The sequence below is a fragment of the Hugonella massiliensis genome, from assembly GCA_001486445.1.
Taxonomy (GTDB): Bacteria; Actinomycetota; Coriobacteriia; order Coriobacteriales; family Eggerthellaceae; genus Hugonella; species Hugonella massiliensis.
In genome coordinates, this window is the sequence record LN908986.1 from 1,001,699 (window position 1) to 1,015,178 (window position 13,480).

Annotated in this window: 13 protein-coding genes and 2 pseudogenes; all 15 read right to left on the bottom strand. The window is 55.5% G+C overall.

The window, feature by feature from the left end:
• Positions 1-48 precede the first annotated feature (48 nt).
• Positions 49-153, bottom strand: a pseudogene (locus BN3270_RS09765) (DapH/DapD/GlmU-related protein); the annotation flags it as partial.
• A 359-nt stretch (positions 154-512) separates the two neighbouring features.
• On the bottom strand, positions 513-1,490 hold the full coding sequence (locus BN3270_RS06985) for a Coenzyme F420 hydrogenase/dehydrogenase, beta subunit C-terminal domain (RefSeq protein ID WP_058986406.1): 978 nt from the start codon (positions 1,488-1,490) through the stop codon (positions 513-515).
• Positions 1,491-1,499: 9 nt separating this feature from the next.
• Positions 1,500-1,760, bottom strand: a pseudogene (locus BN3270_RS09770) (4Fe-4S dicluster domain-containing protein); the annotation flags it as partial.
• Complete coding sequence (locus BN3270_RS06990) at positions 1,654-2,985, bottom strand: O-antigen ligase family protein (protein WP_082673415.1); 1,332 nt, start codon at positions 2,983-2,985, stop codon at positions 1,654-1,656. The gene BN3270_RS06990 and the pseudogene BN3270_RS09770, both read right to left, overlap by 107 nt.
• 2 nt (positions 2,986-2,987) lie before the next feature.
• Positions 2,988-4,478: a lipopolysaccharide biosynthesis protein gene (locus tag BN3270_RS06995; protein WP_058986408.1), complete on the bottom strand. Its 1,491-nt coding sequence runs from the start codon at positions 4,476-4,478 to the stop codon at positions 2,988-2,990.
• A 16-nt stretch (positions 4,479-4,494) separates the two neighbouring features.
• On the bottom strand, positions 4,495-5,583 hold the full coding sequence (locus BN3270_RS07000) for a polysaccharide pyruvyl transferase family protein (RefSeq protein ID WP_167551330.1): 1,089 nt from the start codon (positions 5,581-5,583) through the stop codon (positions 4,495-4,497).
• A 29-nt stretch (positions 5,584-5,612) separates the two neighbouring features.
• Positions 5,613-6,143, bottom strand: coding sequence for a serine O-acetyltransferase (locus tag BN3270_RS07005; protein WP_271711951.1), 531 nt, complete (start codon positions 6,141-6,143; stop codon positions 5,613-5,615).
• A 1-nt stretch (position 6,144) separates the two neighbouring features.
• The gene (locus tag BN3270_RS07010) at positions 6,145-6,945 is read right to left on the bottom strand and encodes a glycosyltransferase family 32 protein (RefSeq protein ID WP_058986410.1); all 801 of its coding nucleotides are present in this window, start codon (positions 6,943-6,945) and stop codon (positions 6,145-6,147) included.
• 2 nt (positions 6,946-6,947) lie between these two features.
• On the bottom strand, positions 6,948-8,135 hold the full coding sequence (locus tag BN3270_RS07015) for a glycosyltransferase (protein WP_271711952.1): 1,188 nt from the start codon (positions 8,133-8,135) through the stop codon (positions 6,948-6,950).
• 8 nt (positions 8,136-8,143) lie between these two features.
• The gene (locus BN3270_RS07020; protein WP_058986412.1) at positions 8,144-9,223 is read right to left on the bottom strand and encodes a sugar-transfer associated ATP-grasp domain-containing protein; all 1,080 of its coding nucleotides are present in this window, start codon (positions 9,221-9,223) and stop codon (positions 8,144-8,146) included.
• Positions 9,213-10,127 carry an ATP-grasp fold amidoligase family protein gene (locus tag BN3270_RS07025; RefSeq protein WP_058986413.1) on the bottom strand — a complete coding sequence of 305 codons (915 nt, stop codon included), beginning with the start codon at positions 10,125-10,127 and terminating at the stop codon, positions 9,213-9,215. The genes BN3270_RS07020 and BN3270_RS07025 overlap by 11 nt, the downstream gene beginning before the upstream one ends.
• Positions 10,124-10,615, bottom strand: coding sequence for a PssE/Cps14G family polysaccharide biosynthesis glycosyltransferase (gene pssE / locus BN3270_RS07030; protein WP_058986414.1), 492 nt, complete (start codon positions 10,613-10,615; stop codon positions 10,124-10,126). Before pssE ends, BN3270_RS07025 begins: the two co-directional genes overlap by 4 nt.
• An 8-nt stretch (positions 10,616-10,623) precedes the next feature.
• On the bottom strand, positions 10,624-11,097 hold the full coding sequence (gene pssD / locus BN3270_RS07035) for a PssD/Cps14F family polysaccharide biosynthesis glycosyltransferase (protein ID WP_058986415.1): 474 nt from the start codon (positions 11,095-11,097) through the stop codon (positions 10,624-10,626).
• Between the two features lie 4 nt (positions 11,098-11,101).
• Positions 11,102-12,361 (bottom strand): nucleotide sugar dehydrogenase, encoded by a 1,260-nt coding sequence (locus BN3270_RS07040; protein ID WP_058986416.1) that lies wholly within the window; start codon positions 12,359-12,361, stop codon positions 11,102-11,104.
• A 47-nt stretch (positions 12,362-12,408) separates the two neighbouring features.
• Entirely contained in the window at positions 12,409-13,386 is a 978-nt protein-coding gene (locus BN3270_RS07045) for a sugar transferase (protein ID WP_271711954.1), read from the bottom strand.
• Positions 13,387-13,480: the final 94 nt, after the last annotated feature.

Sequence of the window (13,480 nt, forward strand, 5' to 3'; positions counted from 1 at the left end):
ACCCCTATAACACCGCTCGCGCTTCTCGTAAAACAATGTGTTCGCTGGTACGTCTTTTGCGACAACGCTGTTCGCGGCAATAACCGCGTTATCCCCGATTGTGACGCCCTTGAGCACAACAACGTTCGCGCCCAGCCATACATTGTCCCCGATGCGGACCGGCGAGGTCTTTGTCGGCTGGTCACGATACATCGTGCCGTCCTGCGTCATACCGTGGTCGAAGTCATATACATGCACGTTGGGCCCGAACAAGCACCCCTTGCCGATGTCGATGCGTTCGTGGGCAATCAAAACACACCCGTAGTTGAACGAGGTCCGCTCCGCCACGTCGATACGCCCCGTAGCCGACACGCGGCAATAAAAGGGCCGCCGAAACGCCTTCGTCATAGTTATCTGGCCGGGAAACCTGCCCTTCAGGAACGCAAGTTTGCCGCGAACGTAAACCCAACATGCGGCCCGCTCGATGAACTCCATAGGATTCAAAGGAAGTACACTCCCTTTCTATCTGTTTGTCAGTCTCTACCCATAAGGCGCTTAACCAGAGTTTTGGCAGTCTTGACGAACCCGTAGGCCCCCACATAGCGCGCCGCGCCTTCAAAGCCGCGTTTTTCGTACGCCCGCCAAAAACCCTCAACATCGCCCCGAGGCACCGAGGGCCTTTGCAGCATAGGGTTGCCGGGAATCACCTCGTCGATCGTTATTCCCACAACCCCTGGCTCGAAAACGCCCTGCCTCACAATGGTCTCCGCAAGCTCGCTATTGACCATGACAACAGAGAGCCCCCTCCGGTCATTCAGTTCTTTACGGCACCTGTCCACACCAAGAAAGTCAGCGATAGTGAAATCGGCAACCCTGCGAATATCAGTGTAAAGGCACTGGTAGCAACACGAGTTCAACCCATCATTACTGTAGAAAACATCCCGCCACGTATTGCTTTCAATCGTGTCATAGAGCGTGCTGCCGTCTTCCATGACCGCCTTCTCGACATGCACGCCCCAGCCCCGGTCCTTCGGGCGATGGCAGTAGCCGACCACCTTCTTACCGCTTTTCCGTTCGAGGAACGCGATGTAGTCGCGGAACATCCGGTTGCTCGGCGTCCCGTGGCATATCAGGTCACAGGTTACCAGCTGCCCGGAATAGCTCTTCTTGGAAAGGAAGCTCCGCAGACCCGCAATCTGGCAAGGGACACCTGTATACAGCACGCACCTTCCCTGCCTCAGGTCCTCATAAACCTCACCGTACGTCATCCCCGTGAGACCCTGGGAGTACTTCGACCCCCTACATGCCTGCGCCGCGCCCTCAGTGACGCAGCGTCTCTGCACAACCCGGAACTCATCGTTGAAACAGGCGCCGTACACCACGCCGCCCCTGCCAAGCACATAGTGCGCCAGCGCCCAAAAGGCGGCACCCGAGGAACTCTTTGCCCTCTCTTGGTCGGTGTTCTTGTACGCTAGCACTTCGAGCGGTCCCCTCTTCAGTTTCTCCGCCATCCCCCCGTTGGCAGGACACGTTGCCTCGCACAGACCGCATTGCACGCACTTTGCCTCGTCCACATTGGGGCGATAGAATCCCCGATTATCCTCGATCACAGTAATTGCCGAGCGTGGGCAAGCTGATTTGCACGCCGAGCACCCACTGCACAGCTGCGGATTATTACAGATTTCCATGAGCCTCCCCGTCCTTCGGTTTGGTGTCGATCCCGCATATAGCAAACACTCCGACGCATGACATGAAGTACGGTACGTAACACTGCGGATCATAAAGAGGGTTGCCTGAAAAGCAATAAATCAGGAAGAAGATCTGCGCGCCCACGCAGGCCCAAAGACAGAACGACTCCCCGTAGAATCCTCCTCCGCGATGTGCAGCCGAGCGTCGCATCGCCGCGATTAACGTAACCGCAGCGGGTACCAGGAACAGGGCCAACCCAACGATGCCCGTCTCGGCCAAAAGCTGCAGATAGACATTATGGGTACTCATCGACGTGAAGCCCAAATTGTCATACATTGCGCCAAGCGACGTCGTCGCAACGTACTTCGAATACGATCCCCACCCACTTCCAAACAGGGGATTCGAATAGAACATACTCCAGGCGTAGTCGTACAGCTCGCTCCTGCCGTTGCCCGTCTCGTCTTCCGACAGTTCGACGAATCTTTGAAGGGTTGCCTCGACGCCCGGCACGAACGTCGCCAGTACACTCACAACTAGAATAGCCAACAAAACGATAATTAGGGCTTTCAACGCCGTCCCCGTGAACTTATCTCTGTTGACGAAGAGGTAACATACCGAGACGGCAACGACGGATGCGACGAGCGGTCCACGCTTCGTCGTCAAGAACAAGGCGAACAGAAACGCCACGCCCAAGATTACGTCTTTCGCTCGCGGCTTGGATTTCTCCCCAATTAGCCCGCACGCCCAGCACACCAGGCCGAAGCTCAAATAAATAGAGTTGGTGCTGTAATGAGCGGTGAAGCCCGATCGGTAGTCGCTTGCCATGTAGCTCGAAGAGAAGAACGCCGCCTTCACAGGCGCATACAATGCGGGAAAGAGCCAGAAGGCTATCGTGCACGCGGCGTGGAATGCCGCAAACGCAACCAGCACCTTGAAGGAGGTCGAAATCCACTGCCTCTCCCCCGATGCGGCGTACATGCATACGAACAGGATGGTGTAAATCACCAGTAGCGTCAGGTTGCTCACCCCGAAAACGAAGCTATGCGCATAGAAAAGGATGAAGAACGGGACCCACACAATCTCCAGGCCGAACTTCTTGTTGGCAAACCTACCGTTAGCCAGAAAATGCATGACGAGCGACGCTAAGGAGACAGCGAGGCATGCGTAGAGCACCACGGAAGACGAGGCGAGGGATTGGCAGAAAAAGGCGTAAAAGAGCAGGGGGACGAAGACCATCGACCCATTCTTTAGGGAAAAACGCGCTCCGTGCTGATCGGGGAGAGCTGCATCGATTTGCGACGAGGATACAAGACGCATGACTATCTATTCCTTACGAAGCGTTTAAAGATGGAGCGGAAGCTGTCCTTGTCGAGCAGGGCGAGCGTCAGACTCACGACAACGACGCCCCACAGAACCAGGACGACAGCGACGGCTGACCAAAGGACCCAGGTGCAAGCAAAGCTCGAGAGAAGATACCCCGGCATCGCGACAAGAGCAGTCTGCAGGACATATAGCCCGAAAGCCAAAAGAGAGCCTGAAACTGTGTCTTTGGTAATCCTGGTGGGCTCGAACAAAAGCAAGTCGACCAAACGGTAGGCGTTCGACACGCAGGAAGCAGCAATGGTGCCCACGATGCCAAACCCCATCGTCAGGGGGATTCCCAGAAGAACAATAATAAGCGCCTGTATGCAGGTCTGCCACCTTGTCTCATGATACATCCCTGCAGCTATGACAAGAAGCCCCTGGGAAGACTTGCCATGGTAGAGGAATACATTCAGCACCACAAGAAAGCCGAGAAGCGCGTTGTGGTAGTCTGCATCGCGGAAATCCCCTGCATATAAATCAACAAAAGGCAGTATCAGTGAGAAAGCGCATCCACACGCAACAGCTGACACCGAATAGACTAACGCCCTGTAAGGCCTGTACGAAGCGCGAAGCGCCCCGTAATCTCCATTTGCAATCTGTCTTCCAAACGAAGCCTGCAGGCCCGTACCCAGCACATTGGGAATCATCTGCAGCCCGTTTGAAATCAGCAGATACACCGCCAAAACGCTGACTTCGCTCATGTTTCCGCACAGCACAGTAGCCAAGATAACGGGCGCACCCGACTGTACCGCACCCAGAATCTGTAGGAATAAAGCATCCCAACGCTGCGGCAACTTGAAGTTTCCGCAATCTACCTTACAATCAAACTTGGGATAGCACCGACGCGTGTACACGGCTAGGATGGCGCTTCGCGCGAACACGGCCGCGAGCGCCAGCGCGTAGACCGCCACGACAGGCGCGCGCAAATGCGAGAACACGATGATAATAGCGGTATTCAGCAACGTGTAGACAGTTGAGGCCAGCTGGATCAGCCAGTTCTTCTTGTCAGCAGTGAGGAACACCCTATACTTCGAGAGCGAGAAGAAGTCAACGACAACCTTCGCGCCCAAAAGGAACGTCAACGCCACGATCTCCCATGGCAGCAACGCGCCCGCCGAAACAAACACCGGGTAAATAACTGAGAGCCCCACCAGCAAGGCCAGGAATACAGCACCCGATTTCTGGTAAAAGGCCCGTGAAGCGGACGCGACAATGTTGACGCCTCTCCAGTCGTCCTGAGCGAGCGGCTTGTACAGGGCGAACGTCGCCGCACCCGATATTCCGGCCTCCACGAGCGCGAAATATCCGATGAACTGGGTAAGCGAGGTCACTAAGCCGTTGACCTCGGAGCCGTATACTCCGATGATGGCCCTCGGAACCAGAAAGCCGGCGACCACGGCGGTCAGCTGGTAGACAAGGTTCCAGAAAGTATTCTTGGCAAACATAGGATAGTACAGGCCCCTAAAGCCCTACGCAATCGGCGATGAACGAGAGAGCGTTAGCACGGTCGCGATCCAAGACCTGGTTAGCACGGCCGTAATCCATATTGCGCACCAACGGCTCGCCAGCGACGTATAGGCTGTCCTCAATGCCATATCGCGCTAGAAGGTCAGTAATCCTGACGTTGCTCTGAACTGCGGCTTCGGAGGTCTTTACAACAAATTGCTTATTGAAGTTCAAGGAAAAGCATGCGCCGTGGAAGGAATCGGTGCACACGAACGCAGCCCTACGCACCAGCTCCAGAAAAGCGCCGGGACCAACATCCCTCACATTAAGCACGCCAGGAAAATCCTTAGTGCTGTAATGCAAGCAGATGACGGGGATGCCTAACCGCCCTGCAACCTCCAAGGCCCTATCCAGAAGCTTTCGCTCGGAGTTTAGCGTATAGAGCAGCACGTATTCCTCAGGGATGGAGTCAAGGCCTTCCCCTGTAGCAAGCTCCGACCACTCGTCGCACGAGAGCAGAAGCGTCGGATCCGGCATGAAAACAGGCTCAAGACCCATGCTGCGCAACACTTCCATGGAGCTGGGCTCCCTCACCGAGAGGCCCGAAAACGCGGCAAGCCTCTCCGCAGCGCCCCCATCACACGCAGTGATTGCCTCGGCCGTCGCATCGCCCAGGCTGGCAGCATACGAGGCGACGCGAGCAACATCTGAGATACCCGCACCCAAGAAAACGGGATCGTGCCCGTTAACGCGAGGGTTGAAAACCTGATCACTGCCGATAAAAATACAGTCAAGCGTCTTGGCCTCATCAATGAGAGCCGCCCGGTCGAGTTTGCTCGTAAGATTCAAGTTGGTTTCGGCAAAGCGCGAAAACGCCGCTACCCTGCGGCGTTCGAACCCCCGCCTCAGAAAGTAGCGCACAGCACCCGATGGACTAAGAGAGAAATGCGTTCCCAGCTCGCGATCGTCAAGTTCCCTGTTGCTGTAATTAAGAATCTCGCAGTCGCAGCCCAAAGACTCCACGGCCCTACGAAGTGCGCACGCCTGAAGCGACGCCCCATAGTTCACGGTATTAGAGAATGTTAGTATGCCTACGTGTTTCAAAATGCGTTTCACCTATCCGAAAGGCTGAACTAAACCAGGTTAATGATGTAACCCTCGGTCGCATTTTGCCTTTCAATAACCTTGCAAGGGCTGCCAATGACGATCGAGTGGCTGGGGATGTCTTGATTGACAAACGTATTCGACGCAATGAAAACATCATTGCCGATGGTAACGTTACCCGCAATCGTGGAGTTAATACCTAGATAGACACGGTTGCCTATCGTGGGAACGCCCTTTCTTTTTCCACGGTTTTCCTGGCCGATGGTGCACCCCTTGTGAATATTGACGTTGCAGCCCAACTTAGCATCCACGTTGATCGTGATCCCATAGGGATGGCCGATGTAGAACCCCTCGCCAATCTGAGTTGATGGAGAGATTTCAAGCCCGCACTTCCTCGAAAGGTGCTTCCTAGGCAGTGTGAAAATAAGCTTTCGCAATCCCCCCGCCTGGCACATCCTCAAATAGAAAACGTAACGGTACCCAAAATCGCCAATCAGTCGCCCGAATTTCACACCCGGTGCACCGAAGTAGTGGATTGTGTCTTTAGAGAAAGTGCTCACGTTAGTCTTTCCGTCCTTTCGCAACCTTCTCTCGAGCAACACCGAGGATGCGCTTCGACCCTTCAATCAAACCCCCGTCGCTCACCTCCATGAGAACTCGACCGAGAATCTGTGCGGGCCGCCTACCAATAAAAGGCGAGCACTTGCGCACTACGCTCCTCTTTATACGGAACTTGGGCTCGACCCAACTGCCTGAAGAACGGTGGATGCTGTATGTACACGGCTTAATATGATACCCGCCAAAACCATACACGGGATTGAATGCCCTGGAGTCCATAACGCGCCAACCTCCGAAAGACTGTTCTTTGTCCTCGCGTCTGAATCCAATTTTCTCAAGCTCAGCCGTGAACACCTCGTTGACGGTAGTCTTATCGAGAAAAACGGGATCGGTGGAAAACCGCATCGACTCATATCTGGCAACGCATGCTCCGATTATAGGATCATGCGGTTCAACCGCAACGATCAGTCCAGTCGTGGCGGTCAACGAAGATTCTTCTATTGCGGTGAAGGGAACGCTACCTAATAGGGGCGTTATGTCGCGGATGAGCTCACTGCCCACGTCCATGTAGACTCCGCCGTATTCATGCAACACCTTAAACCTGGCGTAGTCCGCAACGAAAGCCCACATCTTTGCTGCGTAGGCGTCCCTAGACCACGCGCAGGTTTCGAAATCGAAGTTATCCTCATTCCATTGTCTCAACTCGAATCCGGGCGCAAACCTCTCCCATGAAGCCAAGGACTTCTCGGCTGTATGAGAAAGAGGCTTGCCCCCAAACCAACAGTAATGAATGACCTTCTCCATCATTACGCCCTTTTACTAGACGCGACCGCGCCACCAGTTTTCTCATCCATCCACTCGACAATCGAGGCAACACGCTTCTTCAAATCAAGGCTTGACGCCCTGTCAAGACTCCCCTTGGCCAAATGCGCGCGCAGTTCATCGTCGTCGCGCAAACGAGCAATGGCAGCTGTTATCGAGCTGATGTCGTTAGGGTCAACGAGGATCGAGTTACTTTCGTCGCAAATATCATAGTTAAAACTTCGATCAGCAGAGACAATAGGCAGCCCGCAGCTGATGGCCTCGACAGTAGCTGTGCAACATCCTTCATTCTGCGTAGGAAGAACGAAGGCGTCCAACGCAGAGAGAAACCAGGGGAGATCTGCATTGTCGATGGGCGAAGACAAAAGACATTTGGCTCCAGACGGATCAAGCGGACCCTTTCCAGCGCAGGCATAGTAAACACCGTCCATCGTCTCAACTGCACTCTTAAGCCGCATGACACCTTTTCGCTCATCGAAACTTCCGGTTAGACCTACTACGAATAGATCTTCGGGCCAGCCCATCTTAAGACGCGCCTTACGCCTGTCGCGAGGATAGAACCGATCTCCTCTACATCCATTCGGAAATACTCCAATCTTCTCAGCGGGCAGAATCCCAGCATCAAGAAGATAGCCCTTATTCTGGGTCGAGACTGCCACAGCGCCCGTGAGGTTAGCGAGTAAGCTTTCCCTGAGGGAATCGTTTCCGAAGTACCTGTCTCCATAATAAAGCGCCTCGCCATGCTGGAAGAACGAGGGAACCCCCATCACCTTTCCCAACTTTGCTGCGGCAACGCCACAGGGACAAAGAAACTCCCCGAAGAACAATGCAGGGTCGATGGAACAATTACGCAGGGCCTTTTCGGTAGCGCCAATGTAGTGCGCAACAGTGAACGCCACTCGCTGTTTGTTGAAAGGACCAGGTCTTTGGCCCATGCTCAGGTAGTGGGGACGCACGATACGCACGCTGTTGCCCTGCTCCGTCGCCTCAATGGTTTCAGGAGGCAGCATTCGGTTGATTTTATTCAGGTTGACCGCAGAGGGACACACCACAACGCACTCATAGCCCAAATCAGCAAAGGTCCACGCGGTCTGCTGGGTGAACACGTTAATGTTCGGATCGAACTCGTTGGGATATTTGTTGGCAAGAATTACAAGCTGTTTCTTCTTCATCGCCATACCTAGATGTAGGGGTTCTTCTTGAGGAGCTTGGGGAGAAGCTCTGCCTCCTCGTCACCCAGAATCGGCCCAATGAAAATCTGATGCCAATCGATGAGAGAATCGATAAGATTGTACTCAATGATCTTCGGGGTGCCCGACTCGTCGAGGGTGACGTCCCAACTGATTATTCCAAAGTGGGCAAGCCTCGGGTGCAAATCGCGCACGAGCTGCTTCGCGTCCTCCCAGAACGGGATGCGCTCGCCGCCCCTCTTCATCCCAGCCTCCTGGGCTGTGTAGACTTTCATGTCATGATCTACGAGTTTGTCGCCGATTGTGCCTGTGGCCACGTCAATACTCACTGCGTAGCCGCCAGAAACAAAATTGTCCACGACGCTTCCTGCCTTACCTATTCTCATAGACGCGCAAAGGATGTCCACCTTGCCGTCGAGAAACACGGACACCACACGAACTGACTGAACCGAGGTTGGATTGAAGGAATTCAAAAACTCGTGCTGCTTAAAAATCTTCTGAACGCAGAAGTTACCGCCAAAATCGGCTCGCGCCCGTTCAATCTGCTCGACGTCCATATCAGCGCCACTAACCTTGGAAACGTCGCGTCCGCCGCCCGATTCGATGGTCGGCTTAAGAATGTAGTCGGTGCCGTCTATGAGCAAATCGGCCGCCTGCTGCGCGGTTACGGGGCGATAGCCCCCGTCGAGCAAGCTGCCCGATATGCAGCGCACGACCGTGTCGAGGGTGTTCTCCCGACCCAGCACGAGGTCGAAGTAGTTCTTATCAGTAAAGGCCCCACAGTACTTGAGCGCGTTGTGGTTCGGCTCGATAACCCCCGTCCAGATCTCTGTCGAAATCAGACCCGGCTCAGGCTTGAGCCCGCGGTCCGCGTAGAGGCGGTAGTCGTCGAGCTTCGGCTTCAGCCCGTAGCGCTTCCAGTAGTCGTAGATGGCACGCTTGTCCTCGGGCCTAATCGCGGCGCAACCCTTGGCCCTGTCCCGATCGATACGAATGTAGACTTGCCGCATTACGAAGCGGTAAATCAACAGATACAGCGAGTAAAGGCGGGTAAAAAACTTATCTTTCATTTGACGCTCCAGAAGGTCGGGCCGCGGGAAGAGCAAGCTTGCTCCCCAGCTCAAAGTCGAACTCGTAGGGGTGGAACCTGTCGAAACCGGAGCCCGACGTGAACGTGATCTCACCGAAAATCAGCTTGCCGCCGGCGATATAGAAATCGACGCGAGCATGGTTGAAGGGCATCGCAAGAGACTCAGCCGCCGTGATCATCTGATCGAAGCACGCGGGTTTAGGGATAGTCCTGCCCGAGCGCTCTTCGCCCATATCGCAGCCCTCAATCAGGTTCCAATCCATGTCGTAGTAGTCCTCGTAGTGCGCGTTCGCGGTGCGCCCCGTGCACACAAGCGTGAGAACGGCCTTACCGTTCATCACGAACACCTTGTAGTCGTCCAAGCCGTTGTCGCCATCGGACTCTATAAACCTTTCCACAACAACGCTCGGCTCCACACCGCCACTGCGGCCGTAGAACCACTCGCCGTAGCACGGCAGGAACTTAGCCTTGAGCCACTTGCGACACTTGCGCACGACCTCGTCGCGATCGACAGGCTCGCTACCATCCACGATGATATTGAAGGTCGACCCGTGAGTCACCTTAACCACGTACTTCTCGGGCAGTTCGTCAAATGGAATCTGCGCAGGGTCGCTACCGTGCCACAGGAGCTCATTGAGGTACCGCCCGCAGCCGCACTCCTCCACGTAACCGCGCACCGTGTACTTGTCGGCGCAGCGCGGCATCAGGGGATTGTGGTCGTAGAGCTTGATCCACTGGATCTTCTCACTGAAGGTCTTGGGGTTCTTCAGGTCGAGCGCGTAACCCTGCTTGATGCGGAACAGCGCCTTCAGGCAAAGTTCGGGCGACACGGCGTAGAGCACGTTGAAGGGAGCAAGCACTGCGTTCTTCAGCATGGTGTTCATCGGTCATCCCTCAAGCCATCGATGTATTCCGCTAGGTCGGCGCAGAACCGAGCCGTATTACTCTTGTAGGGCAGATAGTCCTTGGAAAGCACCTGCACGTAGGCAGCGGGCAAATCGGCCGGATCCATGCATGGTTCGATGAGACCCATCTCTCCGAACTGCCTGACGATTTCGGTCTGGTGATCATCCACGTGCTCGCCGTACCGAGCCAGGCGCGGAACGGCGATTACCTTCTTGCCGTCCTTCACAGCCCCGATAATGGCGCCGGTGCCGCCGTGGGTCACCACAACGTCGCAAGCGTCCATGCGAGCGCGGAACGCCTCGCGGTCGAGGAAGGCCTCGTGGCGCATGTGCTCCGGCACGTAAGTGCATGCGCCCGTCTGCGCGAACGCGCCGCCCTCGGCAGCACCACTCGCTACGAGGGCGTCCACCGCCTTTATAAGCCTGTCGAACTGGAACTTCTGGGAACCAACGGTAACGAATATCATGAGGCCCCCTAGTACACGCCGCCGATGAAGCGGGCGCCCGGGTAGACATCCAGCATCGACTCCCACTGCACATAGAATCGGTCGGCGCACTTGCTCAGGAGCTTCCCCGTCATGGTCGGGGAGTCTGTCTTTGCGAAAGATTCGATGTAGACGAGCTTGGCGCCCATCACATGGCCAATAAGGCAGAACGGGACAGTGGCAAGCACTCCCGTGCATACAATCACGTCGGGGCGCTCGGCGAGCCAGTACTTAAACGAGATCGCGGCGTTGGCCGCCATGCGCGGCAGAAAGCTCGCCTCATGGCGGTTCACCTGGCGCACGTAGCACGCACGCGCGGGCAACTTGGCGTCATAGGCGGTCTTCTCAGTCAGGATGAAGCTGTCGTATCGCTCCATCAGGGACCTAAGCGCCAACAGCTGCTCTAGGTGTCCGCCAGAAGACGCCGCAAAGCATACCTTTATATCCTTTGGTGACTTAACCATACGCCTAGTCTCTCTTGAATAGGTCGCGGGTGTACACCTTGCCCGCTACGTCGGCCAAGTCGTCGCTCCAACGGTTCGCCACAATCAAGTCACAGTCCGCTTTAAACTTCTCGAGGTCGTGCGTCACCTCGGAACCGAAGAACTCAGGCGCGTCCAAAGTCGGCTCGAAGACCACCACGGGCACACCCTTGGCCTTCACTCGCTTCATTATTCCCTGGATAGAGCTCGCGCGGAAGTTGTCCGAGCCGCTCTTCATTGTAAGACGGTACACGCCCACTGTGGGTTTAGGCTTTCCTTCGTAGACAAGCTCCATCACTCGATCCACCACCTGTTCAGCCACCCAATCCTTGCGAGTGCGGTTGGCAGCCACGATGGCCTCGATGAGATTCTGAGGCACGTCGCGATAGTTGGCTAGCAACTGCTTGGTGTCCTTGGGCAGGCAGTATCCGCCGTAGCCGAAAGAAGGGTTGTTGTAGAAGTTGCCGATACGCGGCTCCAGGCACACGCCTTCGATGACGTCAGCCGAGGAAAGCCCGCGTGCCTCACAGTATGTGTCGAGCTCATTGAAGTACGCCACGCGAAGTGCCAGATATGTATTCGCGAACAGCTTCACCGCTTCTGCCTCGGTGGTACCCAGCACCAGCCGCGGAATACCGATTGTGCCGTCAGCATTGACACGTTCAAGCTCTGCAGGATCCGCCCCCTGAGCAAGCAACTCCGCGAAGGTCTTCGCCGCAGCAACGGCTTCAACATCGTCCTTTGGAGCGCCCACAACAATGCGGCTGGGGTGCAGGTTGTCGTAAAGAGCCTTACTCTCGCGCAGGAACTCAGGGCTGAAGATGATGCGCTCGTCGTCCAGCTTCTCGCGAAGCGATGCCGTGTATCCCACCGGGATGGTCGACTTGATGACAATCCAAGCGGTGGGGTTCACCGAGCGGATGGCCCCGATTGCAGCCTCAACGCTCGTTGTGTCAAAAAAATTGCGGTCCGAATCGTAGTTCGTCGGAGTAGCAACGATAGCATAATCGACGCCCGTATAAGCCTCAGCCGCATCAAGCGTCACGTGCAAGTTGAGCTCGCGCTCCCCCGCCTTTGCCTCGCCTAAGAACCGCTCAATTTCGTCGTCTTGGATAGGTGACTCGTAACGCTGCAGCTTTTCCACTTTCTCGGGAACGATATCCAGTGCGTGGACCTCGTTATGCTGCGAAAGCAAGATAGCGAGGGAGAGCCCTACGTAACCAGTACCAGCAACTGCGATTTTCATTCCAGCTTCCTCCACGAAAGACTTTCTAGTCATTTGTAATTACCTATTTAGTTCCCCTGAGCCGTAAGCACGACGCCCACCGTCTGAACAACAAGTTTGAAGTCCGCCCAGACACTGCACTGCTTTACGTACAACAAGTCCAAATCAACCCACTCATCGAAAGTGATCGAATCGCGGTTACGGCGGGTCTGCCAGTAGCAGGTGATACCCGGCTTCACCAGAAGGCGCTGTTTCTGATAATCGTTGTACGTCGCAACTTCGGCAGGAAGCGCAGGACGCGGACCAACGATGGAGATATCGCCCTTCAGCGCGTTCACGAATTGTGGAAGCTCGTCCAGGCTCAGCTTGCGCAGCCACTTCCCCACCCGCGTGACACGCGGGTCGTCGGCAATCTTGAACACTGGACCAGTTTTCTCGTTCAATTCGCGGAGTTCAGGCAGCTTAGATTCGGCATCGACGCACATACTGCGGAACTTGTACATGGTGAAGTACTTCGGATTGCCCTTGGCATCCAGCTTTCCCACACGCTTCTGCTTGAAGAACACCGGTCCCTTAGGGTCGTCGATCTTAATGAGAACCGCGATAAGAGCGAACAGCCAGCAGAAACCCACGATCATCAACGCACTGAAGGCGATATCGAACGTGCGTTTTGCGAACCGGTAACCATAGCGCTTTTCAATTCCAGCGAGGTCAACGCCCTCGAGCGCTTCCCTTACGCGAGCTGCGCGAACATCGGATTCGGTGGGTTCGGATGCCGCACTACTCAAATCGTAGCCGCACCCGCTATGTACGGTACGCCCTTCGTAGAGTGCGTCCTGATCCCCAGCGGGCATACCTTCCGAACCGGCAACTTCCCTCAAGCTCGCCTGACCATATGGAGCAGCCGCAACGGGCTGCGTTATCTGTGCTTCGGTCGCTTGCTCCCCCATGAGCGCGACCGCTTGCTGCGACGTCACAAGCACCACTTCATCGCAACGTTCGGGAGCACTGAATACCCCCGTCCCTCGAAATTCGAGGGAGTGCATTGTCTATAGATTCCATCGAAGCTGTTTAACCATTCCCCATTGATTGCGGCCACTTCAAACGCCGCGAAAGCTTAACCACACGCAAACCGGGCTC